This window comes from Streptomyces sp. 147326 (assembly GCF_045000215.1).
In the GTDB taxonomy this organism is placed as follows: domain Bacteria; phylum Actinomycetota; class Actinomycetes; order Streptomycetales; family Streptomycetaceae; genus Streptomyces.
The window spans coordinates 833,132-857,917 of the sequence record NZ_CP134201.1; the positions used below are offsets into that span (position 1 = coordinate 833,132).

Annotated in this window: 26 protein-coding genes, 1 pseudogene and 2 riboswitches; of the genes and pseudogenes, 13 read left to right on the forward strand and 14 right to left on the reverse strand. The window is 71.9% G+C overall.

The genetic code is table 11. The features are described from left to right. Positions 1-307: 307 nt before the first annotated feature. The 4 genes from RIU97_RS04045 (at position 308) to RIU97_RS04060 (ending at position 2,510) form a co-directional block, all read left to right on the forward strand. Positions 308-1,045, forward strand: a complete 738-nt coding sequence (locus RIU97_RS04045; RefSeq protein ID WP_404962747.1) for a VOC family protein — start codon at positions 308-310, stop codon at positions 1,043-1,045. A gap of 156 nt (positions 1,046-1,201) precedes the next feature. Then, positions 1,202-1,435: a DUF6479 family protein gene (locus tag RIU97_RS04050; protein ID WP_404953377.1), complete on the forward strand. Its 234-nt coding sequence runs from the start codon at positions 1,202-1,204 to the stop codon at positions 1,433-1,435. 119 nt (positions 1,436-1,554) lie between these two features. Continuing rightward, positions 1,555-2,079, forward strand: a complete 525-nt coding sequence (locus RIU97_RS04055; RefSeq protein ID WP_404953378.1) for a VOC family protein — start codon at positions 1,555-1,557, stop codon at positions 2,077-2,079. A gap of 86 nt (positions 2,080-2,165) precedes the next feature. Next, entirely contained in the window at positions 2,166-2,510 is a 345-nt protein-coding gene (locus RIU97_RS04060) for a peptidase inhibitor family I36 protein (RefSeq protein ID WP_404953379.1), read from the forward strand. A 68-nt stretch (positions 2,511-2,578) separates the two neighbouring features. Here the strand turns inward: RIU97_RS04060 and RIU97_RS04065 are convergent, their stop codons facing one another. Then, positions 2,579-2,941 carry a transglycosylase family protein gene (locus tag RIU97_RS04065; protein ID WP_404953380.1) on the reverse strand — a complete coding sequence of 121 codons (363 nt, stop codon included), beginning with the start codon at positions 2,939-2,941 and terminating at the stop codon, positions 2,579-2,581. A 449-nt stretch (positions 2,942-3,390) separates the two neighbouring features. Continuing rightward, a complete protein-coding gene (locus RIU97_RS04070) occupies positions 3,391-3,573 on the reverse strand; it encodes a DUF6368 family protein (RefSeq protein ID WP_404953381.1) in 183 nt (60 codons plus the stop codon). Positions 3,574-3,867: 294 nt separating this feature from the next. On the opposite strand from RIU97_RS04070, the gene RIU97_RS04075 reads away from it, so the two are divergent. From RIU97_RS04075 to RIU97_RS04085, 3 genes are all read left to right on the forward strand, one after another. Further along, on the forward strand, positions 3,868-5,595 hold the full coding sequence (locus RIU97_RS04075; protein ID WP_404953382.1) for a serine/threonine-protein kinase: 1,728 nt from the start codon (positions 3,868-3,870) through the stop codon (positions 5,593-5,595). Positions 5,596-5,785: 190 nt separating this feature from the next. Beyond that, on the forward strand, positions 5,786-6,703 hold the full coding sequence (locus RIU97_RS04080; protein ID WP_404953383.1) for an SAM-dependent methyltransferase: 918 nt from the start codon (positions 5,786-5,788) through the stop codon (positions 6,701-6,703). After that, a complete protein-coding gene (locus RIU97_RS04085) occupies positions 6,700-7,875 on the forward strand; it encodes a hypothetical protein (protein ID WP_404953384.1) in 1,176 nt (391 codons plus the stop codon). Before RIU97_RS04080 ends, RIU97_RS04085 begins: the two co-directional genes overlap by 4 nt. A 56-nt stretch (positions 7,876-7,931) precedes the next feature. On the opposite strand, the gene RIU97_RS04090 is transcribed toward RIU97_RS04085, so the two are convergent. The 6 genes from RIU97_RS04090 to RIU97_RS04115 all read right to left on the reverse strand — a co-directional run bounded on the left by RIU97_RS04090 (position 7,932) and on the right by RIU97_RS04115 (position 13,152). Further along, positions 7,932-9,326, reverse strand: a complete 1,395-nt coding sequence (locus RIU97_RS04090; protein WP_404953385.1) for a cytochrome P450 — start codon at positions 9,324-9,326, stop codon at positions 7,932-7,934. Beyond that, positions 9,323-9,943 carry a GTP-binding protein gene (locus RIU97_RS04095; protein WP_404953386.1) on the reverse strand — a complete coding sequence of 207 codons (621 nt, stop codon included), beginning with the start codon at positions 9,941-9,943 and terminating at the stop codon, positions 9,323-9,325. The genes RIU97_RS04090 and RIU97_RS04095 overlap by 4 nt, the downstream gene beginning before the upstream one ends. Then, entirely contained in the window at positions 9,924-10,283 is a 360-nt protein-coding gene (locus tag RIU97_RS04100; RefSeq protein WP_404953387.1) for a DUF742 domain-containing protein, read from the reverse strand. Before RIU97_RS04100 ends, RIU97_RS04095 begins: the two co-directional genes overlap by 20 nt. Beyond that, a complete protein-coding gene (locus RIU97_RS04105) occupies positions 10,280-10,687 on the reverse strand; it encodes a roadblock/LC7 domain-containing protein (protein WP_030713382.1) in 408 nt (135 codons plus the stop codon). Before RIU97_RS04105 ends, RIU97_RS04100 begins: the two co-directional genes overlap by 4 nt. 6 nt (positions 10,688-10,693) lie before the next feature. Continuing rightward, entirely contained in the window at positions 10,694-12,241 is a 1,548-nt protein-coding gene (locus tag RIU97_RS04110) for a sensor histidine kinase (protein WP_404953388.1), read from the reverse strand. A 296-nt stretch (positions 12,242-12,537) separates the two neighbouring features. Continuing rightward, positions 12,538-13,152 carry a TetR/AcrR family transcriptional regulator gene (locus RIU97_RS04115; protein WP_404953389.1) on the reverse strand — a complete coding sequence of 205 codons (615 nt, stop codon included), beginning with the start codon at positions 13,150-13,152 and terminating at the stop codon, positions 12,538-12,540. Positions 13,153-13,262: 110 nt separating this feature from the next. Between RIU97_RS04115 and RIU97_RS04120 the strand changes: the two genes are divergently transcribed. Continuing rightward, positions 13,263-14,051 carry an SDR family NAD(P)-dependent oxidoreductase gene (locus RIU97_RS04120; RefSeq protein ID WP_404953390.1) on the forward strand — a complete coding sequence of 263 codons (789 nt, stop codon included), beginning with the start codon at positions 13,263-13,265 and terminating at the stop codon, positions 14,049-14,051. A 146-nt stretch (positions 14,052-14,197) separates the two neighbouring features. After that, positions 14,198-14,527 (forward strand): hypothetical protein, encoded by a 330-nt coding sequence (locus RIU97_RS04125; RefSeq protein WP_404953391.1) that lies wholly within the window; start codon positions 14,198-14,200, stop codon positions 14,525-14,527. A 32-nt stretch (positions 14,528-14,559) separates the two neighbouring features. Here RIU97_RS04125 and RIU97_RS04130 read toward each other — a convergent pair whose 3' ends face one another. Together RIU97_RS04130 and RIU97_RS04135 are read right to left on the reverse strand one after the other, a co-directional pair. Then, positions 14,560-15,747: a glycoside hydrolase family 64 protein gene (locus tag RIU97_RS04130; RefSeq protein ID WP_404953392.1), complete on the reverse strand. Its 1,188-nt coding sequence runs from the start codon at positions 15,745-15,747 to the stop codon at positions 14,560-14,562. A 203-nt stretch (positions 15,748-15,950) separates the two neighbouring features. Beyond that, the gene (locus RIU97_RS04135) at positions 15,951-16,343 is read right to left on the reverse strand and encodes an ATP-binding protein (RefSeq protein ID WP_404953393.1); all 393 of its coding nucleotides are present in this window, start codon (positions 16,341-16,343) and stop codon (positions 15,951-15,953) included. A 244-nt stretch (positions 16,344-16,587) separates the two neighbouring features. Between RIU97_RS04135 and RIU97_RS04140 the strand changes: the two genes are divergently transcribed. Further along, positions 16,588-16,809 (forward strand): hypothetical protein, encoded by a 222-nt coding sequence (locus RIU97_RS04140; RefSeq protein WP_404953394.1) that lies wholly within the window; start codon positions 16,588-16,590, stop codon positions 16,807-16,809. 51 nt (positions 16,810-16,860) lie between these two features. Here the strand turns inward: RIU97_RS04140 and RIU97_RS04145 are convergent. After that, positions 16,861-17,325, reverse strand: a pseudogene (locus RIU97_RS04145) (endonuclease); the annotation flags it as partial. A gap of 5 nt (positions 17,326-17,330) precedes the next feature. On the opposite strand from RIU97_RS04145, the gene RIU97_RS04150 reads away from it, so the two are divergent. Next, on the forward strand, positions 17,331-18,467 hold the full coding sequence (locus tag RIU97_RS04150; protein ID WP_404962748.1) for a prolyl oligopeptidase family serine peptidase: 1,137 nt from the start codon (positions 17,331-17,333) through the stop codon (positions 18,465-18,467). 16 nt (positions 18,468-18,483) lie between these two features. On the opposite strand, the gene RIU97_RS04155 is transcribed toward RIU97_RS04150, so the two are convergent. After that, positions 18,484-18,837, reverse strand: coding sequence for a VOC family protein (locus RIU97_RS04155; RefSeq protein ID WP_404953395.1), 354 nt, complete (start codon positions 18,835-18,837; stop codon positions 18,484-18,486). Positions 18,838-18,979: 142 nt separating this feature from the next. On the opposite strand from RIU97_RS04155, the gene RIU97_RS04160 reads away from it, so the two are divergent. Beyond that, positions 18,980-20,098, forward strand: a complete 1,119-nt coding sequence (locus tag RIU97_RS04160; RefSeq protein ID WP_404953396.1) for a nucleotide disphospho-sugar-binding domain-containing protein — start codon at positions 18,980-18,982, stop codon at positions 20,096-20,098. A gap of 165 nt (positions 20,099-20,263) precedes the next feature. Here RIU97_RS04160 and RIU97_RS04165 read toward each other — a convergent pair whose 3' ends face one another. Beyond that, a complete protein-coding gene (locus RIU97_RS04165) occupies positions 20,264-21,676 on the reverse strand; it encodes a hypothetical protein (protein WP_404953397.1) in 1,413 nt (470 codons plus the stop codon). Between the two features lie 111 nt (positions 21,677-21,787). After that, a riboswitch (cobalamin riboswitch) is annotated at positions 21,788-21,926 on the reverse strand. 67 nt (positions 21,927-21,993) lie between these two features. Then, positions 21,994-22,128: riboswitch (cobalamin riboswitch) on the forward strand. Positions 22,129-22,237: 109 nt separating this feature from the next. On the opposite strand from RIU97_RS04165, the gene RIU97_RS04170 reads away from it, so the two are divergent. Then, a complete protein-coding gene (locus tag RIU97_RS04170; protein ID WP_404953398.1) occupies positions 22,238-23,920 on the forward strand; it encodes a hypothetical protein in 1,683 nt (560 codons plus the stop codon). Here RIU97_RS04170 and RIU97_RS04175 read toward each other — a convergent pair. Continuing rightward, a protein-coding gene (locus RIU97_RS04175; RefSeq protein WP_404962750.1) for an IS5 family transposase occupies positions 23,908-24,755 on the reverse strand; the annotation gives its coding sequence in 2 pieces (ribosomal slippage) (positions 23,908-24,396 and positions 24,399-24,755; 846 coding nt in all). The two genes, RIU97_RS04170 and RIU97_RS04175, sit on opposite strands and share 13 nt — an antisense overlap. Positions 24,756-24,786 lie beyond the last annotated feature (31 nt).

A 24,786-nucleotide genomic window follows, 5' to 3' on the forward strand; every position in this document is an offset into this window, starting at 1 on the left:
AATCACGTCGATCTTCGGAGGATCAGACGGAGATACGCGCCCGCCCGTCTCGGATGGCGTACGGCGTACGGCGTACGGCGTACCCACGTCGTCGCACCCACGTCGTCGCACCGCGTCGCGCGTAGGGGCCGAGCCGGTGACCGCGTGCGGCGCGCCCACCGGCTCGGTTCGAACGGCGGCTCACGGCCCGGCGCCGTGCCCGGGTCTACGGTGGAAGGGTCCCGGTCCCCCTGAGCGGCAGATGAGGCTGACAGCTGTGTCGACATCGAGCCACGAGATCTTCGGTGCCCCGTGCTGGGTCAGCCTGCTGGCCCGGGATCTCGGCTCCGCCCAGCGGTTCTACAGTGCCGTACTCGGCTGGGAATTCCGTCCCACGCACCTCGGGCACGGCATCATGGTCGCCTTCCGCGACGGGGCTCCGGTCGCCGGTGTCGGCGCCCTGGGCGCGAGTATTGGCGTGCCGGTGGTGTGGACGCCGTACTTCGCCGTCGACGACGCCGACGTGACCGCCGCACGGATCCGCGAACGCGGCGCCACCATGGCGGTCGGTCCGCTGGCCTTCGGCACCGGGCGAGCCGCCCTGGCGGCGGATCCGGCCGGGGCCGTCTTCGGATTCTGGCAGGGCGAGGTCGTCCCCGACTGGTCCGTCGGCAGGGGGAGCGCCCCGGCCTGGCTGGAACTGCGGACGCGCGACGCGTTCGCCGCGGCCATCTTCTACGGGGAGGTCCTCGACTGGGGCGGCGAACGGCCGGCCTGCTGCACGGTCTCCTACGAGCACGCCCACGTCGTCCTGCGCCACGGCCACGACACCGTCGCCCGCATCAGCGGCGGCGCCCTCGAAGCGGCACCCGACCCCGAGGTGCGCCCCCGTTGGCACGTCCACTTCCGCGTGCCGGACCTCGAGAACGCGGTCGAGGCCGCCACCCGGCAGGGCGGCAGGACCGCCTCCCCCGTACAGACGTCCAGTACGAGCCGGTGGATCGTCCTCGCCGATCCCGACGGGGCGCTCTTCACCGTGGTGGCACCCCAGGACCCACCGCCCTGACCGGAGGGGATACCCCCTCGTCCGGTCATGGCCGTCCGTCAGGGTTGAAGCCGTGGAACGGAAGCGCACCTCACCGGGGCCCACCGCGCCTGATGCGGTGCCCGCAGCGCGGGCTGCGTCCTGTGCAAGGTTCGGAATCCCGGGTAAGCGCAGCACATGTTCACCTCAGTGCCGCTCGCGGCTGCCGGTTCCTCATCTCTGTTCTTGATCGTTGCGGGCGTGCTCGTGGCCGCGCTGCTGATCGCCGCGTTCTGGTACGGGTCCCGGCGCACTGCCCGACGCAGGGACCCCGGGGCCCGGTCGGCCGACCAAAGCCCTCAGGCACGGGCCCGGCAGGACTCCTGGCAGACGCCCGAGGACGACGCCGACCAGCAGCACCGCCGCACCTGATCGCAACCGACGCCGTCCGATCGCGCCACGCCCGGCGGACGGCGCCTCTAGGACGGAATCTGGCCTAGTTCACTCGTACTGTCGTCGCGTCAGCAAGTACCGGCAGTGAGGACGGCCCGATGAAGCACACCGCGCCCGAGGGCTACACCAGCGTCGCACCGTGGGTCGTCACCGACGACACCGGCGCGCTGCTCGACTTCATCACCGCGGCCTTCGACGGCGAAGAGATCGCCCGGGTGCCGCTCGAGGACGGCACCATCGGCCACGGCGAGATCCGCGTCGGCGACACGGTCGTCCTGGCCTTCGACCGCAGGCCCGACTGGCCCGTGATGCCCGCGCTGCTGCGCCTCTACGTCCCCGATGCCGACGCCGCCATGGCCGCCGCCGTGGCGCACGGGGCAACGGTGATCACCGGGGCCACCGACAGCGCGTGGGGGGACCGGGGCGGCAGGGTGCGCGACCCGTTCGGCAACATCTGGTGGGTGACGAGCCGAGTGGAGGACGTCGCACCGGACCGGGCCTGGCAGCGGCTGTCCGAGCCGAAGTACGCCGAGTCGATGCGCATCGCCCAGGAGACCCTCGACGCCGAGCTCGGCGGCCGGAAGTCCGGGGTGGCCAGCGCGCCACGCCACCCGGCCCCCTGATCCAGTCCCGCTCCGGGAAGGCCGTCTTCCCAGGGCCGCGCGCGGGAGAGGACGATGGGGGATCCGACGTCGCGAAGGAGAAGCACATGAGGGCTCGTACCGTGCGCACCCTGCTCATGGCCGGGACGGTCGTACTGGCCACCTTCGGCTCCCCCGCAACGGCGCAGGCCCTGCCCGCCTGCCCGAGCAATGCCATCTGCCTGTGGCGCTTCCAGGACGGGACCGGCGACGTGTACGTATGGCGCGGCGGCTACGTGGACCTGCCCGGCAAGTTCGTCGATCACGTCGGCTCCTTCCGGGCCAACAGGACCGGAGCCTTCATCGACTGGGCGACCGGCAAGGACTGCCGTCCGGTCCGGGTCGGCGACTACGCCTCCAACTACCAGGGCCGGTTCGGCGGGAAGATGGACGCGGTCGGCAACACCTGCTGACCTTCGGCGCCTCCGGCCGGGACCGCCCCCGACAGGGCGGCCCCGCCGCCCTGTCGGCGCGTGGGCCTTCAGCGGCGGCGTGCGCAGGTCCAGGCTCCCATGCCCTGGATCTTGGCGAGTCTCCGCGCCGTCGCGATCTGCTCCGACTTCGTGGCGAGGTCGGCGCGCGGTGCGTACTTGCGGCCTCCCGCAGCCTTCCAGCTGGACTGGGTGAACTGCAATCCGCCGTAGTGGCCGTTGCCGGTGTTCGCCCGCCAGTTCCCGCCGGATTCACACCGGGCGATGGCGTTCCAGTCAGGGTTCGGTTTGGAGTGGACCGCGGCGGCATGAGCCCCGGAAACGTCCAACAAGGCCACAGTCAACAAGACTGCGGAGGCCAGCAGTTGGCCGATCACGCGCCGGCTCGGCCGGTCCTTCCGGTGGAGCGACATCAGTCCTCCTTGCTGTTGGGCGGGCCTGCCGCGAACAGCGGGCGGGCCCACGTACGGCCACCTTCGGGCCGTGGCCACAGCACAGCACGGAGCGACGCCGTTCCCACGGCACTTGCGGTCGACGAAGGGACGAAGCCACCCGAACGGCCGCTCCCCACCCCCTCCCACCACCGCCCGAACCCCGCCACGCACCGCGCCCGCGCGCGTCGGCACCGACGACGGCGGGGCCGACGCCCACGCGACTCCCCGCGCACACTCCCCCAAGCCCCTGCCGCGGAATGAAGCTGCTGGACTGCTGGTCAAGGCGCCTGTCAGGCTCCGTGGCGACGTGGTTTCCGCCTTGAACAAGGCCGACTGCCCCTGGCAGCCGTACCTCCCACTGACCATCCATCCGGCGAAGGCCCGGCGAGTGCGGCGGCCGCACTGCCTCACGTCGAGCTGTTCCACGGCTACTTCAGGAGCCTGAAACCTGGCCGCCGGGTCCACGCCCTGAGGAACTCCGCGGAGCCATACGCCGCGGGCCACGGGTCCGTCATCACCGCGACGGGTCCAGAAAGGCCGATGCCCGGTCCCATGAGAGAGACCATGACAGGCCGGCGTCCGTCAGCGCGCGGGGAGCGAAACCGAGGCACTGCTGGGTGGGGGCACCCGCAAGTGGGCCGGCATCGAAGAGGTGTGGAGTGCGACGGCGGTCATGGAAGTTCCGCAGGGCGGCGGCCCTGCGACCGTGCTCTCCACCGATGCCTACGGGCCCACGAAGCTGTCGGTGAAGGGTGTGGAGTGGAAGTCGGGTCTCGACGGTGCGACAAGGGCCTCGTTCAGGTAGCGCCTCAAGGGGCCGGTCCCAGAAAGCGCTTCGGTACGCTCACTGCGGCGTCCGGAGTACGAGCAGGACGCAACTGCCGCGAACAGGGGATGAGTCGAGAATGAGCAGTGCACAGCCCGTGGGGCCGTTCCAGCCCTTGAAGGCCGACGACCCCGCGGTTGTGGGCGGGTACCGGCTGGCGGCGGTCCTGGGTGCGGGCGGCATGGGCAAGGTGTACCTGTCGTTCACACCTGGCGGGCGGCCCGTCGCGCTGAAGGTGATCCGGCCCGAATTCAGTGAGGACCCCGAGTTCCGGCATCGCTTCCAGCGGGAAGTTCAGTCCGCGCAGCGGGTGCAGGGCCTGTACACGGCACCGGTCATCGACTTCGACACCGAGGGTGCGCAGCCCTGGCTCGCCACCGCCTACGTAGCCGGGCCCTCGCTCGCCGAAGCGGTGTCGGCGTACGGCGCGCTGCCGCTGCGCAGCGTGCTCCTGCTGACCGTTGGGGCCGCCGAAGCCCTGCACGTCATCCATGCCGCGGGCATCGTGCACCGCGACCTCAAGCCCGCCAACGTCCTGCTCGCCGCGGACGGCCCGCGCGTCATCGACTTCGGCATCGCCCGCGCCGCCGACACCACGGCCCTCACCGGCACCGGCGTCAGCGTGGGCACGCCGGCCTTCATGGCGCCCGAACAGGCGGCGGGCGCCGCCGTGACGCCCGCCACCGACATCTTCGCCCTCGGTCAGATCGCGGCCTACGCGGCGATCGGGGCGCCCGCCTACGGCAACGGCCCCTCCCACGCCGTGCTGTACCGGATCGTCCACGAGGACCCCGACCTCAGCCGGCTGCCCTCCGAGCTGCGGCCGCTCATCAGCCGGTGCCTCAGCCGCGAGCCGGCCGGGCGGCCCGCCCTGACCGAGATCATCGAACTGTGTCACGGCCTCTCCCCCGACCCGCTGCGGCAGGGCGAGGACTGGCTGCCGCAGACGCTGGCCGGGTCCCTCACCGTCCGACAGCAGCTCCCGGAACCCGCCCGTACGCCGCCCCCCGCCGCGCCGACTCCCACCGCGTACTCCCCGCACGTCCCGCCGCCCGGCGGGGTCGACCCTCACGCGCCGACCGGCTTCGGGCCGGCGGCCGCGCCCACGCAGACCGCTGCGGGCAGGCCGGGCGCGGCGCCGGCCGGCCCGGGCTTCCCGCCCACCCCGCCGCCCGCCGTCAGCGGGCAGCAGGCGTGGGGACCGCCGCCTCCGCCGCAGCGGCGCAGGGGCCGCGGCCCGGTCATCGCCGGTGTGGTGGTGGCGGCGCTGATCGGACTGGCCGTCGTCAACTCGCTCCTGCCGGACGGCTCGGACAAGGACGGCTCCCGGCAGCCCACCGCCGGCAACTCCGCCGCATCCCCGGGCGGGAAGCGGCCGGACCCCCAGCCCGTCGAGTACAAGGGCATCGACCTGACCGAGAACTACTTCGTGATGCTGGCCGACAACCCTCCGCGTCCGACCGGCAAGGAGAGTGCCACCGTCGGCAGCAAGAGCGACCTGTACTACCAGCCGAGGGTGCTCAACGTGGTGGATCGCGACGAGATCGCCACGGGCAACGGCAAGCTGGTGCTGCTGGCCGGCGGGCAGCAGGGTTCTCTGGACACCTGCCGCTCGGAGACCCGTTACGCCAAGTCGGTCCGCCTCGACCAGCTCGGCGACGGCTCGCAGCTCTGCGTCCTGAGCGATGCCGGACACATCGCGGTGGTGACGTACCGCGGCAAGTCGGGCAGCAGCGATCCGAGCAAGTACATCACCCTCGACCTGACCGTCTGGCGCAACGCGGAGGATCCGCAGAAGAAGGGGTGAGCGGCCCGCCCGGCGGATCAGCCCACTTCCGGTGGGACTCGGACGCAGCTTCGTGTTGCTCCAGTGGGCTGACGTGGGGCCATTGAGGTGCCACGATGATCCGTGCTTCAACAGTGTGCCGGACGGGACGCGGTGCGAGGTGACAGCGTGTCCCGGAGGCGGCCCTACCCCACGAAAGGGCGGACACCCCATGCGCGTCACACCCCTCTTATTGTCCTCAGGCAGCGACCAGGGTTCGGCCGCGGACGATCCCATACGGCTCTACTACAGCCACAAGACACAGGAGATCCTGCAGAAGTACGGCCCGGGCCCGCGTGTCCACTTCCACGTGGGGCTGTACCCGGACGGCCCGCCGGACACCACCGTCTCCCAGAACATGCTGAAGCAGCACATGCTGGACGCGCAGGAACGGATCGTCGAGCACTCGGCCCGGTCGTGGGGCGCGTACGAGGCCCCTCCCCGGAGGTTGCTGGACATCGGCTGCGGCCTGGGCGGGACCTCGCTGTACTGGGCGCAGGAGCACGGAGCTTCGGTCACCAGCCTCACCGTCGCGGAGGAACACATCCCGATCGTTCGGCACTTCGCCCGTCATGCCGGGGTCAACGAACGGGTAAAGCCCGTGCTGGCGGATGTGCACGACCTGGACGAGACCTGTGCGTACGACGCCGTCTACGCCAACGAGAGCAGCGGCTACACCGACCGGAGCCGGCTCTTCGACGTCGTCGCCAAGGCGCTGGAGCCCGGTGGATGGTTCGGGATCCAGGAGCATTTCGTGGGCCGCTCCCAGTGGCGCGAGTTCCTCGACGGCTACTACAGAACCCGGCTGGGGCTCCTGGGGGAGTATCTGGCCGCGGCCGAGGCGGCCGGCTTCGAACTCGTGCACGAGGAGGACGTGACGGACTCGGTGGCGGAGTTCTGGGTGCAGTCCATGGCGTGGAACACCGCCGAACTCGACCGGCTCCGCGCGGGCGCCGACGTCGAGCCCGGCGCGTGGACCGGCGAGCGGCTCGAACAGTCGACGCTCGCGCACAGCAGGTTCTTCCGGCTCTGGCGTGACCACGCGGTGCAGACGCGGCTGCTGCACTTCCGGCTCGGAGGCCGCCCATGACGGCGTCACCAGCACCGGCGCCGACACCCGCACCCGCACCCGCACCCGCACCCGCAGCGTCGCCGTCACCGCGCCCCTCGCTCCTCGGTACGCGCCTGCCGTCCTTCTACTGCCCCCTGGAGCGCGACCTCGTCCATCCCCAGGCGAAGCAGGTGGAGGCCCTGGCGGTCGAGTGGCTGGACGCCTTCGGCGTCTACCCCGACCCGGTCGAGCGCGCATGGGGTCTGGCCACCCACAGCGCCGACTTCTCCTGCCGCATCATCCCCGACGGGGACGTCGAGGCCCTCCTGCTGTTCACCGAGTGGAACTACTGGGCCAACGCCGTCGACGACTGGCAGGATTCGGGTTCCGACGAGGTGGGGACGGCCGCCGTCGTCGAACACGGCGTACGTCTGCTGCGGACCATCGAGGACCCGGGGGCGTCGGTCCTGCCCGACGGGCCGATGACCCGCGCGCTGCTGGACCTGGTCGGCCGCACCCATGCCCTGCTCACGCCCTACGAGCTGCGCAGGTTCGTCGAGGGGACGCGCGACTGGCTGCTCGGGGCGGCCTGGCGGGCCGCCCAGGCCGAGGCCGGGACCATGCCGGGGCTGAACGACTTCGTCGCCATGGGGCCGTTGGCGAACGGTACGCGCTTCTCGCTGACCTGGTCCGACGTCGCGCGCGGGGACCGACTGCCGGCGGAGGTGCTCTGCTCCCCAGCGCTGACGGCACTGACGGACGCGGCGGGTTTTGTCGTCAGTGCGGACAACGACCTGTTCTCCTACGACAAGGACGACCACCTGGAGCCGCGGGAGGTGAATCTCGTCAACGTCCTCGCCCACCAGGAGAACTGTTCCCCGGCCGAGGCGGTGCCGCTCGCGGTGGCCCTGCGCGACCGGGTGATGGTCCTCTTCACCCGGCTACGGGCGCAGTTGGAGGCCGGCCGGGACGGCGCGGACGGTCCCAACGGGGAACTGCTCCGTCACCTGGCGGCGTTGGGTCATTACGTGGCCGGCTCCATCGCCTGGCAGAGCCGGGCGCCCCGGTACGCCAGCCCGCGCAACCGGCACGAACTGCCGCTCGCGGACGCCCGGTTCGCGGTCCGGTTCGCCGATGCCCCCAGTTTCACGGGAACCGAGCCGCCGGACGTGCCGGCCCTCGCTTCCTGGTGGCGGCGGGTACGCGACTGAGCAACGCCGAGGGCCCCGGCCGGTGCGGCCGGGGCCCTCGGGCACGGAGAGCCGGATCAGCGGCGGCCGAGCAGGCGCCGCCACCAGCTGACGCCGCGCCGGCGGCGGCCGGCGACCACGGGCGCCGCCGTCGGCTGCGGCGGGATGAGCTCGTGTACGGGGTGCCCGGCCGGCTGCTCGGCCTGGGGCTCAGCGTTCGGCACGGAGCGCGGGGCGAACCGTACCGGCAGGGACAGCAGGTGGCGTGACATGAGGGTGCCGCGCCACTGCAGCTCGCTCGCGTCGACCGCCAGCTGGAGGTCGGGCAGCCGGTCCAGCAGGACCTCGATGCCGGTGTCCGCGATGGCACGCCCGATGTCCTGGCCCGGGCACTCGTGCGGGCCGCTGCTGAAGGCCAGGTGGGAGCGGTTCCCGTGGACGGAGACATCGGGATCCGGCCGGATCTGCGGGTCGGCGTTGCCCGCGGCCAGCCCGAGCAGGATCATGTCGCCGGCCTTCACCTGCTGGCCGCCGAGCAACGTGTCACCGGTGGCCCAGCGCCCGATGATCGTGTTGATCGGCGGGTCGTCCCACAGGACCTGCTCCAGGGCGTCGGGCAGGGTCATGTGGCCTCCGGAGAGGCTGGCCCGGAAACGCGGGTCGGTCAGTACGGTCCGCAGCGTGTTGGCGATCAGGTTGGCGGTGGTCTCGTAGGCCGCGATCAGCACGACGCGCAGGTGCATCAGCACTTCGGTGTCGCTCAGGTTCGCGGGGTGCTCGATCAGCCAGGAGGCGAGGTCGCGCGCGGGCCTGGCCTTGCGCTCCGCGACCAGCTGTTCCAGCGTGGCGGTGACGTAGCGGTCGCTCTGGAGGGCCGTCTCGGTCCCCTGGAGCATGTCGCGCGCCGCGTTGACCAGCAGGGGCCCGTGTTCGTCGGGTGCCCCGAGGAGCTGTGTCATGACCAGCATGGGGAGCTGGTCGGAGAAGGCGGACACCAGGTCGGCGTACCCCTCGGCCGCGATCTGGTCGACGAGCTGGTTGGCGAAGCGGGTCACGTAGCGGCGGATGCCGCGCTTGTCGAAGCGCTCCAGGGACTCCACCACGGCCGAGCGCAGCCGCTCGTGAACGGGCCCGTCGGTGAAGTTGCACACCGGCACCCAGGAGACCATGGGGCCGAGCGGGGTGTCGGCCGGCACCCGGCCCTCTCTCATGTCGCGCCAGCCCCGCGGGTCGCGGGCGAAGCGCGAGGACGTGCGCGCCACGTCCAGGTTCTCCCGGTGGCCGAGGACGAGCCAGGCCGGGAGGTCCCCGCTCACCAGTACGGGGGCCACCGCACCGTGTTCGGCCCGCAGCTTCTCGTACAGCGCGAGGGGATCGGCCTGGGCCTCCGCTCCGTGGAGACGGTACAGGCCGCCCGCCGTCGCCGCCGCGTGGGCGGGGCACTCGGGCGGTGGGGTGGGGGTGGTGCTCACATTGCCTCCTGGGTGGCTGCCTGGGAGTGGAGGTAGCGCATGAGGGTCAGCAGGACATCGCGGGACGATTCCCGCCGTCTGGCGTCGCAGACGAGGATCGGGACGGTGGGGGGCAGATCGAGGGCCTGGCGCAGCTCCTCCAGCGGATGCTCGGGCGCGCCGGGGAAGGAGTTGACGGCCACGACGAAGGGGACGCCCCGCTCCTCCAGCCGTCCGATGACGTCGAAGCTGATCTCCAGCCGCCGGGTGTCGAGGAGTACGACCGCTCCGAGCGCGCCCTCGAAGAGCCCGCGCCACAGGAACCAGAAGCGCTCCTGGCCGGGTGTGCCGAAGAGGTACAGGACGAGTTCGTCGTTGATGCTGATCCGGCCGAAGTCCATGGCCACGGTGGTGGTGATCTTGCGGGCCACGCCCCAGGTGTCGTCGACGCCGACGCCGGCCCTGGTCATCGTCTCCTCGGTCGTCAGCGGCTTGATCTCGCTGACCGCACCGACCATCGTCGTCTTGCCCACGCCGAATCCGCCGACGATGACGATTTTCACGGCGGCCGCGGCCGTCTGCGGGAGTACGTCCGCCTGGCGCGGCCCGGCCGGCGTGTCAGAGCTTCTGAAGTCCATCGATCACTGCCTCGATCAGAGCAAGGTCGGGTAGCTGCGCGGCGGGGACGGGCGGGCGGACGTACACGCGCTGGGCGGCCATCAGGTCTCCGACCAGCACGGTGACGACACTCACCGGCAGGCCTGCGTACGCGGCGATCTCGGCCACCGACAGCGGTGACCGGCACATCCGCAGGATGGCCGCCTGCTCGGGCTGCATCTCAGGCCGGGCGGACCCTTTGGCCACGACTAAGGTCACGAGGTCCAGATGGACGGCGGTGGAGGGTCCACTGCGTCCGCCGGTGATGACGTAGAGCCGTTCGGGGCTGCCGTCCTCCCAGCTTGTGGGCGGCTCATTCACGCGGGCTGCCCGTCATGCCGGGGCGGGCTGCTCAGGTGGTCCCCCATTCGGGTCACCAGGTTGCGCATCTGCGCGCCCATCAGCCCCGCGTCCACGCCCTCGTCGGCGAGGACCGCGAGGTAGGAGCCGTCGCCGGCGGCCATCAGGTAGAAGAACCCGCCGTCCATCTCGATCACGACCAGGCGCATCCTGCCCTCTGAGCGGGGCAGTTCCGCGGCCACCGCCCCGGCAAGGCTCTGCAGGCCCGCACAGGCCGCTGCCAGGCGGTCGGCCGTGTCGGTCTCGGCCCCGTACTGCGCCACGCAGAGCCCGTCCGCGGACAGTACGATCACGTGCCGCGTCTGCGGCACTCCGGCGGCCAGGTCCTTGAGCATCCAGTCCATGCTGCTGATTCGCTGAGTCATCACTGCTTACGCCCCCTTGGTCGCTGAACCCGACGCGCCTTCGGCGCCCGGCGCGTCGTGGCCGGGCGTGCCGGACAGTCCGCTGTGGAAGGCCTCCAGCCACATTCCGGGGCCCTGGTCGTCCGCCGGCTGCGGCTCCGCGGCAGGCCGGACGTCGAAGGTGGCGGCACGGTCCTTCCGGCGCCGCTGCGGCAGGCCGGTCGCGGTGCGCTCGGTGGCCGGCTGCCCGGCGCTGACGGGCGCCGGCCTGGGCGCCGGAGCCGGAGCCGGAGCCGGTGCCGGCCGGGGCACGGATCCGCCCGCCGACGAGCGGTCGAAGGGGTGCTCGCGCGGTGTGGCGGCCACGGCCCTGGGCCCCGAGGAGGAGCCGATGCCGTGGGCCAGACCGGTCGCGGAGGACGCCGTGGTGATCAGGTGCTGCGGAACGATGACCACGGCGCGGACGCCGCCGTACGCGGACGAGCGCAGGGACACCTGGAACCCGTAGGCCTGCGCCAGCCGGCCGACCACCGCGAGGCCCAGCCTCGGTGTCTCGCCCAGGTCGTTGAGGTCGATGCCGGACTGCGCCTGCGCGAGCATCTTCTCGGCCCGTCCACGGGCCTCCTCGCTCATGCTCAGGCCGCCGTCCTCGATCTCCACGGCGATGCCCGACTGCACCTCGACGGCTGTCAGGTGGACCCGGGTGTGCGGCGGCGAGTACCGGGTGGCGTTGTCCAGCAGCTCCGCCAGGGTGTGGATCAGCGGCTCGACGATCGGGCCGACGACGGCGACCTCGGAGACCGAGTGGAGCTCCACCCGCTGGTAGTCGATGATCCTCGACATCGCGCCGCGCATCACGCTGTAGAGGGTGACGGCCCTGCTCCACTGGCGGCCGGGGCGCGCACCGCCGAGAACCGAGATGGAGTCGGCGAGCCGGCCGATCAGGGCGGTGCCGTGGTCGAGCCGCAGGAGGTCGCCGAACACGTCCGGGTTGCTGCCGTGCCGGTCCTCCATCTCGCGCATCTCGTGGGCCTGCTGATGGACGATCGCCTGCACGCGGCGGGCGACGTTCACGAAGGCGCGCTGCGCCGAGTCGCGCAGGCTCTCCTCGTTGTCGACCGCGTCGATGACGTGGGACAGCACGGCCTGCAGGGCGGCCCTGAAGCGCGGGGTCAGGGCCTCGTCGTTGCCCCAGCGGTTGCCGTGGCCGCCGCGCCCTCCCAGGGCGGTCAGCACCTCCTCGGCCAGCTCGCCCTTGCGCAGCCGCTCGATGGCTTCGGGCAGCACCACCTCGGACAGCCGGGCCGCCTCGGCTTCCTGCCGGGCCAGGACGTGCTGGAGTGCCGCGACCTGGGCGCGCCCGGCGGCGAGCGCGCGGCCGCGCCGTAGCGCTTCGACGAAGACCGCTGCGGTGCACAGGGCGCCCACGGCGATCACGGCGGTGCCGAGCGGTGCCGAGGAGGAAGCGAGCGCCCCGGCCAGGCAGGCGGCGGCCACGACCGCGATCGCGGGCAGCATCCGGCTTGCTCTACCCTCCACGTGTGCGCTTTCGGGTGGAATGTCTCTTTGCTCCATCGGCGTCCTCGAACTATCGAAAAGGGGGGACCTTCTGACCGGTGGGCGGGAGCATAACTACGCCCAACTTCCCGCATGCGGGCTTTCGTTGGAGTTCATCGGACCGGAGGATCCGTTATGCGCCACAAACGACGCCGAATTTCGGCACGGGAAAGGGCCCGTCCACGGCGGGCGGCGACGTAGCGGGAGGTGGAAGGCATGCCGGCCCCGCTCGCCGCACGGGAATCCGTCCTCGCATTCCGATCGGTTCCGGCCGCATCGCTTTCTTTCGCGGTGGCGTCCCGGAGGGAAATGCGCTAGGGCCTCGGCGCGGGATCGGCTGCGCGGAGGCCGGTGAGCAGGACGTCGAGGGCCAGGTCGGTCGCCTCGTCCAGCGGGGTGTCCTCGAGGAGGGACCCGACGGCCAGGGCCGCGAGGCCGTGCACCACGGAGAAGGCGACCTGGGCGAGCCGGGCCGGGTCGCCCGCTCGTACGACTCCCTCCCGCTGGGCGAGGGCGATCAGTTCGGCGGCGATCTCCAGGCTCTGGTGGCCGAGCTCCCGGAGTTCGGCGCTGGAGCGGTCGGCGTGCTTGGCCGTGAACATCAGGCTCAGCAGCGGAGCGTGCGCGACGGCGAAGTCCACGTACGCGCGGCCCATGCAGGCGAGCCGGGCGGCGACGGGGCCGGGCTCGCCCACGGCGGCCCGCAGGCGTGCGTTGAGCCGGGTGAAGCCGTTGACGGCGAGCGCGTCCAGCAGTGCCTGCCGGTCGCGGAAGTGGCGGCCCGGCGCCGCATGGCTGACGCCGAGGTCCCGGGCGAGGGCGCGGAGGGAGAGGCTGTCCGCCCCCGTCGCCGCGAGCACGGTTTCCGCGCGCGCCAGCAGGGCCTCTCTGAGATTGCCGTGGTGATAGGGCGCATCGGCGTCGGCCAAGGCGGTCTCCTCCTCCTATGTTGTCATTGACAACAATGTTTGCTCTGCCTACATTCAAGTATCGACCATCTTCGGTCATCAGCCGGAGTCCCGGAACGGAGCGCCGACCCATGTCTATGACATACCGCGGAACCACAGCCCTGATCACCGGGGCCAGCGCCGGCCTCGGCGTCGAGTTCGCCCGGCAGTGGGCGCAGCGCGGAGCCGACGTCGTCCTCGTCGCCCGGCGCGTCGACCGGCTGGAGGAGCTGGCGGCCGACCTGGAACGCCGGTACGGGGTCAAAGCCCGCCCGATCGCCGCTGACCTCGCCCGGCCCGGTGCCGCGGCGGCGCTGCACGCGGAGCTCGACGCACTCGGCGTACCGGTCCACACCCTGATCAACAACGCGGGCTTCGGCAGCCACGGGCCCTTCGCCGATGAGGACCCCGCCCGGATCAGCGAGATGATCCAGCTCAACGTGCTCGCGGTCACGGAACTGACCAGGGAGTTCCTGCCCGGCCTGACGGCCGACGGCCGGGGCGCGCTCGTCACCGTCGCCAGCGCGGCCGCCTATCAGCCGACCCCTGCGATGGCGGTCTACGGCGCCACCAAGGCCTTCGTCCTGAACTTCACCGAGGCCGTCGCGTACGAGACGCGCGCCTCCTCCCTGCGGGTGCTCGCCGTCTCGCCGGGGCCGGTCCGCACCGAGTTCTTCGACGTCGTCGGCAGCCGGGACGCCGCCGTGGGCCGGATGGCCACCCCGGAGCAGGTCGTCAGTGCGACGCGCCGTGCACTGGACCGCGGCAAGACCCCGGCCAGCATCGTCGTCGGCCTCGGCAACCGGCTCTCCGCCACGGCCTCCGCCCTGGCCCCCCGCCGCCTCGCCCTGACCGTGGCAGGGCGCGCCCTCAAAGCCTGACCGGGCTCTGGGCCGGGCTCTGGACCGTGGACCGGGCTCTGGACCGGGCTCTGGACTCGTCCGCGCGGCCGCTCCTGCGCGACACTGGTACCCGGGCACCGCACACCGCCGGTGTCGTCCGGATCCCGGTGTGCGGGAGGCGCAGCATGGTCATCAGTCACCACATCGCCGCAGACACCCTGCACGTGAAGATCCTGCAGGAGCTGAACGTCACCAACCGGTCCGCGGCGGCCCTGCAGATCGAGTCACTCGTCCACGCGCACCGCCCCTCCCAGGTCACGATCGAGCTGCCGACCGACGCCCCCTCCCCCATGACCTTCAGCGCCTTGGCCCGCGCCCAGCGGATGTGCCAGAGCCTCGGCATTCCCCTCACCGCAACCGGACCCGGCGAACACGCGCCCCCGCTCCTCATCGGCCGGGGTGTCGGCGCGGAGCGGCCCCAGTGGCTGGACCACGGCGCGCGCCACAGCCACTGAGCCCGGGGCCCACCCCAGCCACTGAGCCGGACCTAGTTGAACGGTTCCAGCGTCATGAAGGCCTCTTGCGGGTTGCCGTCGTGCACCAGCGACTCATGGGCGCCCACGTCGTCGAAGGCGAAGCCGTACGCCTTACCGTCGGCCATCTGTCCGTGGATGATGCGGGAGTAGTGGTTGGTGACGGCGTCACGGTAGAAGTCGGCGCCGTTCGCGTCGGGCTGGCCGGGGTTGGTCAGGAGCGTCGACCGGTTGAAGCCGGCGCACAAGGTGCGGGAGATCGGGCCGCGGACGAGGTCGTTGGGTGCGTCCAGGAGCTTGTAGCAGCCGAAGGTGCTGTCGGAGTCCGGCTTCTGGAAGCTGGTGACCACGGCTCCCGAGCCGTTGGTGAAGTTCATGACGTTGCCCGAGACCCGGCCGTAATACTTGGTGTTCGGCTGGTTCGCGAACGGCGTCACGGTGAGCGTGGACGAGCTGTACTTGCTCCAGACCCGGTTGACGTAGTCGTTCATGAGACCGGCCGGGATTCCGCCCGTCTCGATGCCGTGCCCGGGCGAGAGCGCTCGGAGCGGGGTGCCGTCGGGGCGGTTCTGGATCAGTCCGCCCCAGCCGGCCGCACGCAGCTGGCCGAAGACGGCGTTGTAGCCGCCCGGCTTGAGCCGGCCGGTGTTGGTGACCGTGCCGCCTGCCGCCTTCACGCCCACCGCGTACGGAGCCGAGAACATGTCGACCTGGGTGCTGTTGATCCACAGGCCGGCGTCGTTCAGCGTGTACTCGGACCAGTTGAACAGGATGTTGCGGTTGGGGTCGGAGGGGTTCTGCACGGCCGGTTGCACCAGGCCGCCGGTGCTGAGCTTGAAGACGATCTTCTGACCGATGGAGAAGTAGACGCGCCCGGAGAACTTGGGCATCCGGATCGTCTTGGTCTGCCCGCTGGCCGGACCCGCGATCGACGCGTCGGGCGCGGGGGTGGGGGGATTGCCGCCCACGGGCCACGGGTGGAACGCGCCGTTGGCGTCGGCCCAGCCCTGCTGGCCCGTGGCGAGCAGGGTGCCCAGGTTGTAGACGTAGACCGGCTCGCTGCGTCCCGAGCTGTTCTTGATCGTGAGCGGGATGGTCGCCGGTACGGCCTCGGCGGATGTCGGTGGACCCGCGACCAGCAGGCCGGCGGCCACGACCAACGCCGCGGCTCCGGACACGAGCAGTTTCGATAAGCGGAACACGTTCTTCCTCCCTGGGGGGAGCCTCACGGCTGGAGGGACCGGACACTGGCACGCATGAGTGAATGCGTGAATGCGTGAATGCATTGAAGCTTGAGAGCGCTCTCAGCATCCGATTGTGTTCAACTTCTGTCAATGAAGCGCGCATTCCGTCCCGCAGGCAGTACAGGGGGCAGTGACGGGAGGTGCCGGCGCCCCGGCCGGCGTCAGCGGGGGACGTGCACGTGGATGGTCTTGCCGTCCTGCCCACCGCGGTGGCGGATCTCGACGCCGGTTCCGAGCCGGTTGACCAGGTGCCAGCCCCAGCCGCCCTCACCCTGATGACCGGGCTGTCGGGGCCGCGGCTCCGCGCTGCTGGTATCGGTGACCGCGACGTCGACGCCGCCGACCGTCCGGTGAAGGTCCAGCACACAGCCACCGGACGTGTGGCGTACGGCGTTGGTGACGAGCTCGCTGATCACCAGCAGGGCGGTGTCGACTGCGACCGGCGGGAAGGCGGGCGCCCCCCGCACGGGACGCTCCAGGAAGTCGTGCGCCGCGCGCCGCGCGTAGGCCGGGGCCGCCCCGCCGTTCAGCTCCAGGTGCAGAATAGGGGACATAGGGGACGTCGGGGGGATCAGAGGAAGAGGCATGGAATCTGCTCCGGAAGCCTCGTTTCGGGGAAACCTGCGGTGTGGAGGTTCAACACCTACGAGGGTTCTCCTGCCCGCTCCCGCCCGATCCACTCATACGCCCCCGCCGGCGACCGGAACGCGGACGATCAAACGTTCGAGTGAGGCATTTCTGGGTATATGGCCCTCCCGGCACCGGTCGGACCGGGCCGTATCAAGGCGGTGAGACCCGATGTCCCAGTGCAAGACCCCCGACTACCGCACCGGCCACCGCGGCCGGCACTGGACGCACGCCCTGCGCAGTGCCCAGAAGGCCGGGGCCGTGATCGTCACCGACGAGACCCTCGAACTGGTCGCGTACGCCCACGACGGCACCGGCCCCGGCCGCTTCCGCCCCTGGGTCACCTCCTCCGGCGTCCGCTACGACAGCCACGACGTGCACCCCGAGTGGTGACCACCGGACCACGGCGGCCCGGAGGCCTGACGCTGTCGCCGGTCCGGCGACTCAGGAGAGTTCGGCCCGGACCAGGGCGGCCGCCAACCTCGGCAGGTCATCGGTGGCGACGAGGCGGGCGAGGCCGGCGGGCGTCTTCGGGAGCCCGAGCGCGACGGCGGCGTGGAGGGCGCGCCTGTCGAACGCGGGCCGCAGTTCGGGCCAGACGCCCTGGGCCTCGCGGCAGAAGATGTCCGCTCCGACCGGTCCGATCCGCGGGACCTCCTGGAGGAGTTCGCGGATCCGGCCGGGATCCCCGTCGGCGGCGTCACGCAGCCGCCGCAGGTCTCCGCAGTAGCGGTCGACGAGGAGTTGCGCCCCCTCCCCCAGCGCGGTGGCGGTGCTCTCGTCGTAGCGGCGGTAGTGGGCACGGCCGAGGGCGTCCACCCGGTCCTGCCAGGACGCGGCGGCCATCGCCCGGGGCGTGCGCATCCCCGCCGCGAAGAGTTCACGCGCCGCGGCCACTGCGGGCGGTGCGGCCGATCCTGCGCGTCGACGAGGCCGAGCGGGTCGTGTACTTCACCGCGTCCGGGCTGGTCGACGAGGACCCGTACCGGCGCACGGTGTGCCGGGCCGCCCTCGACGGCTCCGGCTTCGCCATGGTCACCGACGACGGGCTGGACCACGTCGTCACCCTGCCCGCCGACGGCCGGGAGTACTTCATCGACTCGGCGTCCACCGTCGACACCCCGCCGGTGACCTCCGTCCGCGACTGGGCGGGGCGGGTGCTGGTCGAGCTGGAGCGCGCCGACATCACCGAGCTCACCGCCACCGGCTGGACACCGCCGGAACGCTTCCGCGTCAAGGCGGCCGACGGGGTGACGGACATCTACGGGGTGCTGTACCGGCCGCGGGGCTTCGACCCCTACCGGCAGTACCCGGTGGTGGACAACCTCTACCCCGGCCCGCAGGTCAACCGGGTCGCCCCGTGCTTCGACCCCGGCGGCATGGGCCTCGACGCCGAACCCCTCGCGGCGCTGGGCTTCGTGGTGGTGGCACTGGACGGGCGCGGCACCCCCGGGCGGAGCAAGGCCTTCCACGACGCCTCCTACGGCCGCCTGGCCGACGCCGGCTGCCTCGCCGACCACGCGGCGGCGCTGCGGCAGCTGGCTCGGACCAGGCCGTGGATGGACCTGGACCGGGTGGGCGTGTTCGGCCACTCCGGCGGCGGGTTCGCCGCGGCCCGCGCGATGCTGGACTTCCCCGAGGTGTACAAGGCCGGGGTCGCCCTCTCCGGCTCGCACGACGCCCGCCACTTCAACCCGGGCTTCGTGGAGACCTACGACGGCGCGGACAACCCCGAGGCCTGGGCCCGTACCTCCAACGTGGACCTCGCGGACCGGCTGGCGGGCAAACTGCTGCTCGTCCACGGCGAAATGGACGACCAGGTCCACCCGGACCACACCCTGCGGCTCGCCGACCGGCTCATCGCCGCCGACAAGGACTTCGAGCTGCTCATCGTGCCCGGGGCCGAGCACACGCTGCTCGACCACCTGGCCTACGTCCGCAAGCGCTCCTGGGACTTCCTGGTGCGCGAGCTGATGGGCACGCAGCCGCCCGCCTACCGCCCCGCCCCCATCGCCATCGGCCCCGAGCTGCTCGGCGAGCTGTTCGCCTGAGCGGCCGGACATGCGGTCAGGCCGGCTGCCACAGCTCGATCCGGTTGCCCTCGGGGTCGGTGACCCAGCCGAAGCGGCCGACACCCGCCATGTCCTGCGTTTCCCCGGCCACGTCCGCGCCCTTGGCGCGCAGCTGCGCGAGCATCGCGTCCAGGTCGCGGACCCGGAAGTTGAGCATGGTCTGCTGGGCTCGGGACCCGAAGTAGTCGGTCTCGGACTCGAACGTCGCGAAGACCGTCGGCCCGGCTTCCTGACGCCACAGGCCGTGCTTGTCGGTGTCCAGGCCCAGGCAGTCGCGGTACCACGCACCCAGGGCCGCCGGGTCGGCCGCCCGCATGAAGTACCCACCGATTCCAAGCACGCGTTCCATGCCGTCATCCTGCCAGCACGTCGACTCGATCGCTCGTCAGGAACGGCCGGAATTCGCCCACTTCGACGGAAACTGCCGCAGCGGTATATACGTTCAACAAACCGTCAGAGGAATCAAGGAGCTCCACCCGAGGAGTAACGCAGTGCGCGTACTGTTCACCGGCCCCGCCGCGGCAGGCCACCTGTTCCCGATGGTCCCGACCGCCCAGGCACTCCAGGCCGCCGGACACCAGGTGCTGTTCGCCGGTTCGGCCCCGCTCGACCAGATGCGGCAAGCCGGCGTGCCCACCGTCGAGATCGGCGACGGCTCGACGCTGATGGAGGCCTTCCGGCGCGCCTCGGAGGGCACCGAACCGCAGTTCGTCACGGACGACAAGAGCGTGGAGGAGACCCAGCGGCTGGCCGCGGCCGGTTTCGCCGAACACAGCCGGGTCACCATCGACGGCCTGCTCGCGGTCGCCACCGCCTGGCGGCCCGACCTCATCGTCCACGCCGCCTTCCAGGCCGCCGCCCCCCTGGTCTCGGCGGCACTCGGCATACCCGCCGTCGTCCACAACTTCGGCGTGATGTCCGGCTCCGGCATGGTCGGCGTGCTCGCCGACGTCCTGGCGGACGAGTACCGGGCCCGCGAGGTCGAAGGCCCGGCGACCCGTACCGTCCTCGACGTCGTACCCGCCTCCCTCGGCGGGGACGGCACCGGCTGGCGGGTCCGCTACGTGCCCTACAACGGCGGCGGCACGGTCCCCGGTGACCTCATAGCCCGCGGCTCCCGGCCCCGTATCGCCGTCACGCTCGGAACGGTGGTGACCGCGTTCGCGGGCGTCAACCCGATCGCCCGGGTGATCGCCGAGGCCGCCTCCGTCGACGCCGAGTTCCTGCTCGCCGTCGGCGACACCGACCTGAGCCCGCTCGGCACCCTTCCCCCCAATGTCCGCCCCCTGCCCTGGGTGCCCCTGGCCCAGTTGCTGGACACCGCCGACGCGGTCGTGCACCACGGCGGCTCCGGCACCATGCTCACCGCCGCGGCCCGCGGTGTTCCCCAGCTGATCCTCCCGCAGGGCGCCGACCACTTCATCAACGTCGATGCCGCGACGGGCCTGGGCTTCGCCCTCCGGGCGAGCGGCGACAGCGTGGACGCCGCCCTGCTCAGCCGCCTCCTGACCGACGACGACCTCCGCAAGGGCGCCGCCGCCACCCAGGCCGACATCACCGCACTCCCCTCCCCGACCGACCTCGTCGCCTCCTTCGAGGCGCTCGGGTAACGCCGCCCCCGGCCTTGGGGTGTGCGGCCCCCTTCCCGGTCGGACCGCCGGGTGCGGGGCCCGTACTCGGGTAACGCCGCCCCCGGCCTTGGGGTGTGCGGCCCCCTTCCCGGTCGGACCGCCGGGTGCGGGGCCCGTACTCGGGTCCCCGCACCCGGCGGGGCATCAGGCGCCCCAGCGCAGGGCGATCGTGTCGCCCACGTTGATGCCCTTCTCGCGGAGGGCGCCGGCGAAGGCGGAGCCGTCGACGCTGACCTTCCAGGTGTTGCCACCGCTGTTGGCCTTGCCGTTGACGTTGGTGATGGTGCCGGTGCCCGACGAGGGGGTCACGCCGGTGACACAGCCCGACGGGGTGGCGCCGCCGGCCGCCGCGTTCAGGACGTCGCCGAGGGTGGTGGCCGTAGCGGTCGGCGTGAAGGCCACCGAGCAGACCTTGAGGTTGCCGGCGTCGTCGTCGACGGTCAGGGCCAGCATGGTGGCGGTGCCTGCGGTGAAGGTGGACTGTGCGACCCACTGCGGGGCGCCGGGGGTGACCGGGACGGGCGGGGCCGTGGTGAATCCGCCGCCGGCCACGGCGCGCAGCGCGTCGATCGAGGCGTAGGCGCTCGGGCCGGTGTCGGACGGCTTGTACTTGAAGCCGCCCGCCGGGTTGTACTGGTTGGCGATCAGGAAGTCGACGGGGGTCTTGCCGTTGGCGGTGAGGAAGTCACCGGTCTGCGGGTTGATGCCGCAGGCGTTGAGGCCGGCGACGCCCCAGCCGTTGGAGCTGGTGTTGACCCCGTACATGGAGTTGAAGGCACCGGTGCTGGCGACGAGCTTGCCCTTGAGGAAGTTCTTGGCCTGGACGACGTCGGCGTCGGTGTTGGGGACGCCGGAGACGCAGAGCGCGGCCATCGCGGCGCCGGTCATGTCGACGTCGCTCGCGGAGTTGAGGACGGTGGGGTTGCCCTCGGCCTTGTTGTAGGTCCAGCCGCCGTCGACGTGCTGGTTGGCGCGGATGCGGGTGACCATCGAGTCGGTGAGCGCCTGCGGGACGCGGTTGCCGCCGGCCTGGGTCTTGGCGCCACCGAGCGAAAGGGCCGCGAAGACGGTGCCGTTGAAGTTGCCGGACGGGCCGAAGTAGCCCGCCTCGGCCGTCTGCCAGAAGGAGTAGACGTGGGCGACGAGGTTGCGGGAGGCCGACACGCGGGCCGGGTCGATGCCGGCGGCGTACGCGTTGAGGGTGCCGCGCTCGTAGTCGGTGACCACCGGGGAGGCCGAGGGCCAGCCCGCCGTGGACAGCAGGTTCCGGTAGACGGTGCGGGCGTTCTTCGTCGTGTCCCCGCCCGGGGCGACGTCGACGACCGCGGTGCCGGCGGCGGCGAAGGTGCTGAACGCCCACTCGTTGGACAGGCCGGAGCCGGCGTACGAACCGTCGGCCGCCTGCAGCGACTTGAGGTAGGCGACGCCGTTCGTCTTGGACGTGGCGATCTGCGCCGGCGACGAGGTCGCGAAGGCGGGCAGCGCGGTGAGGGCGAAGGCGCCGAGCGCGGCGGGCACCGCGAGCGCGAGGCGGCGGGACGTACGGGGACGGGACATGGCCTGCTCCTGGAATCGGCGGACGCCGGCCTTCCCGGGCGCCACGCGGTCGCCGTACGGACGCACGGCCGGGCATGCCGGGGGCCGCCGTCCGGAACGCGTGGTACGGCTTCCTGTTCTGCATCGCCGGATGGGCATTCGGGCTCGGAAACGGCCCCCGCCGTCCCACACCGCTGCGCGTCAGCTCCGGCATCGCACCGGATTCCCCCATGTGGCAGCCCAGGACGCTACCCGAGCGATCAAGGGACCGCCAGCCATCCGTGCGGGTGGGCAGGGGGCGCATCCGGGAGGCCTATGCCATCTTGACGCGTCGGCGAAATCCGTGTTGCACTCCGGCTGATAGCTGCTCAGCACCAGGGGAAGCCGGTCGAATTCCGGCGCTGACCCGCAACCGTAGGCCCGGTTCGTTCCGGGTGAGCCGGAATGCCTGGGGCCGGGACACAGTACGAAGAGCGCCGTCGTGGATTGCGGTGTGGTCGTCGCAGCCTCCCCCTGGCGTTCGCAGCCGTGCGGGGGCGCATCACCACGCACGCAGCCCCCCGGCAGAGACGAGGGGCCGCGGTGGGGACCGAACAGCAGGCGAAACGGCAGTCGGGGACGAGACGGCGGTTCTTCTCCCTCGTGACCGCGGCCTTCGTGACGCTCGGTGCGGGAATTGCGTTCTTCACGGTCCCCCCGTCCGCCCATGCCGATCCGATCGAGCAGTGCACGGCCACCACCGGCGCCGTCGTGGCCGTGGACTTCGGTCCCTTCGGCGGAAAGGTCGAGCGCGGCTGCGACACCACCCCGACGACCGGCTTCGAGCTGCTGCGCACGGGCGGCTTCACCACCGTCGGCACCGTCCACGACGGTGACGGATTCATCTGCCGGATAGGCAACGGCTCCTTCAACTCCGGTACGCAGTACCCCACTCCGGACAAGGAGGAGTGCGTCCTCACCCCGCAGGCCACCGCGTACTGGTCGTACTGGATCGCCTCGCCCGGTCAGAAGAACTGGACGTACAGCCCGCTCGGCGCCATGGCACGCACTCCGAAGCCGGGCGACGTGGACGCCTGGGTGTTCGGCGGAACGGGCATCGGCGGCACCTCGGGCAAGCCCACCTTCTCCCCCGACGACGTTCGGGCCGGCGGCGGTTCCGTCCCCGATCCGACCGTCCCGACGGCGCCGCCCAACGCTCCCGCGGGGTCGGTCGACGTGCCCGCGGCCACCGGCTGGCTCACCGGGAAGCTGACGGAAGGGGAGCGCGTCGTCGACGACGGTGCCACCGTCCCGAACCACCTCTTCACCACGGAGGCCGTGTACGCCCTCGCGGGCGCCGACCCCAAGAGCCCGGTGGCGAAGAAGGCAGCCGACTTCCTCGCCGCTCCCGCGCAGACGGACGCGTACGCCTACCCGGCCGGCAAGGACGGGATACCCGACGCCACCGCCGCCGCGCGGCTCGCGCTCGTCGCCGAGGCCACCGGCAAGGACCCCCGGGCCTTCGGCGGCCACGACCTGCTCGGCGACCTCGTCAAGTACGTCTGCCCGCGGGACATCGGTGACGGAGAGACGATCGACGGCTGCTTCACCAAGGGCGACTTCCGCACCACCGGCCAGTCCGACGCCCAGGCCATGGCCGTGATCGCCCTGCTGAACGGCGGCGTGACGCCCCCCGCCGACGCCGTGAACCGGCTGACCGGCCTCCAGTGCGAGGACGGCGGCTTCACGAGCATCCTCATCCGCTCCGGCGGATGGTGCGACAGCGACGCCGCCTCCACCGGGCTGATCACCCTGGCCCTCAAGCGGGCCGGCGGCCACGACGCCGCCGTGCAGAAGGCCCGGGGCTACCTCAAGAAGTCCCAGCTCCCGACCGGCGCCTGGCCCTCCGCCGCCTACATGACCACCGGCAGCCCGGCCTCCACCGCCTGGGCCGCCCAGGCCCTGCGCGCCCTCGGCGACGGGCCCTTCGCGGACGCCGGCGTGTCCTGGCTCTCCAGGCACCAGCTCTCCAAGGGCGGCTTCGGCTTCGAGGAGGACGACACCGAACCGCGCCTGTTCCCGACCGCCCCGGTCGTCGTCGCGGGCGCCAAGAGCGACCTGGTCGCTCTGACCACCAAGAAGACCGAACCGCCGACCGTCCCGCCGGCCGGTGACGGGCCCGACCTGAAGAAGGGCGTCGCCTTCCTCACCCACACCTCGCGCCTGATCCAGGGCCGGTTCTACGAGAGCGCCCCCGGCACCGGCTTCGCCGACTACGGCATGTAGTCGCGTTTGTCGTACCGGGTCGCGACGGCCCTGTGCTGTTTCAGCTTCCCGATGCAGCGTTCGACGGTGTTGCGCTGGCGGTACTGCTCGCGGTCGAAGGCTGGCGGGCGGCCGCCGGCCCGGCCGCGCCTGCGGCGCTTCGCACGCTGGTCGTCCGGCTGCGCGATCGTTGCCTTGATCCCGCGTTTGCGCAGGTAGACGCGGTTGGCGCGACTGGAGTACGCCTTGTCGCCACGGGCCCGGTCCGGCCGGGTGCGGGGGCGCCCGGGCCCGCGGCGGGCCACGTTCAGGGCCTGCATGAGCGGGATGAACATCGGGCTGTCCCCGCGCTGGCCCGGCGAGGTCAGCCAGACCAGGGGCCGGCAGCGGTCATCCGCCAGCAGGTGGACCTTGCTGGTCAGCCCGCCCCGGGAGCGTCCCAGGGCCTCGCGGCCCTCTGCGTCCACACGCGTGCCGCCCCCTTTTCGGGGTGGTCGGCCGGGGGTGCATGCCGGGCTCCGGCTGCATGCTGGTGGGCCCGGCAGGTGGTGGAGTCGACGTTGACCGCCCACGAGCCGTCCGCGTCCGGGGCGGTGGAGTCGGCGCCGGCCTGCAACGCTCGCAGGATCTTCGACCAGGTGCCATCGGCCGACCAGCGGCGGTGGCGTTCGTAGACGGTCTGCCAGGATCCGTAGCGTTCGGGCAGGTCACGCCAGGGAATCCCGGTCCGCGTCCGGTAGAGCACTCCGTTGACCACGGTCCGGTGGTCGGCCCACCGCCCACCCGGCCCGCCAGTCTCCGGCAGCAGCGAGCCTATGCGATCCCACTGAGCATTCGTCAGTTCATGCCGACGCACCATGACCGACTCATGCCCGGAACGGCAACAG

Excerpts from the sequence above, each read along its gene's own strand:
- RIU97_RS04050 (WP_404953377.1), top strand. The coding sequence starts at position 1,202 with ATGTTCACCTCAGTGCCGCTCGCGGCTGCCGGTTCCTCATCTCTGTTC.
- RIU97_RS04055 (WP_404953378.1), top strand. The coding sequence starts at position 1,555 with ATGAAGCACACCGCGCCCGAGGGCTACACCAGCGTCGCACCGTGGGTC.
- RIU97_RS04060 (WP_404953379.1), top strand. The coding sequence starts at position 2,166 with ATGAGGGCTCGTACCGTGCGCACCCTGCTCATGGCCGGGACGGTCGTA.
- RIU97_RS04065 (WP_404953380.1), bottom strand. The coding sequence starts at position 2,941 with ATGTCGCTCCACCGGAAGGACCGGCCGAGCCGGCGCGTGATCGGCCAA.
- RIU97_RS04075 (WP_404953382.1), top strand. The coding sequence starts at position 3,868 with ATGAGCAGTGCACAGCCCGTGGGGCCGTTCCAGCCCTTGAAGGCCGAC.
- RIU97_RS04080 (WP_404953383.1), top strand. The coding sequence starts at position 5,786 with ATGCGCGTCACACCCCTCTTATTGTCCTCAGGCAGCGACCAGGGTTCG.
- RIU97_RS04085 (WP_404953384.1), top strand. The coding sequence starts at position 6,700 with ATGACGGCGTCACCAGCACCGGCGCCGACACCCGCACCCGCACCCGCA.
- RIU97_RS04095 (WP_404953386.1), bottom strand. The coding sequence starts at position 9,943 with ATGGACTTCAGAAGCTCTGACACGCCGGCCGGGCCGCGCCAGGCGGAC.
- RIU97_RS04105 (WP_030713382.1), bottom strand. The coding sequence starts at position 10,687 with ATGACTCAGCGAATCAGCAGCATGGACTGGATGCTCAAGGACCTGGCC.
- RIU97_RS04110 (WP_404953388.1), bottom strand. The coding sequence starts at position 12,241 with ATGGAGCAAAGAGACATTCCACCCGAAAGCGCACACGTGGAGGGTAGA.
- RIU97_RS04120 (WP_404953390.1), top strand. The coding sequence starts at position 13,263 with ATGTCTATGACATACCGCGGAACCACAGCCCTGATCACCGGGGCCAGC.
- RIU97_RS04125 (WP_404953391.1), top strand. The coding sequence starts at position 14,198 with ATGGTCATCAGTCACCACATCGCCGCAGACACCCTGCACGTGAAGATC.
- RIU97_RS04135 (WP_404953393.1), bottom strand. The coding sequence starts at position 16,343 with ATGTCCCCTATTCTGCACCTGGAGCTGAACGGCGGGGCGGCCCCGGCC.
- RIU97_RS04140 (WP_404953394.1), top strand. The coding sequence starts at position 16,588 with ATGTCCCAGTGCAAGACCCCCGACTACCGCACCGGCCACCGCGGCCGG.
- RIU97_RS04155 (WP_404953395.1), bottom strand. The coding sequence starts at position 18,837 with ATGGAACGCGTGCTTGGAATCGGTGGGTACTTCATGCGGGCGGCCGAC.
- RIU97_RS04165 (WP_404953397.1), bottom strand. The coding sequence starts at position 21,676 with ATGTCCCGTCCCCGTACGTCCCGCCGCCTCGCGCTCGCGGTGCCCGCC.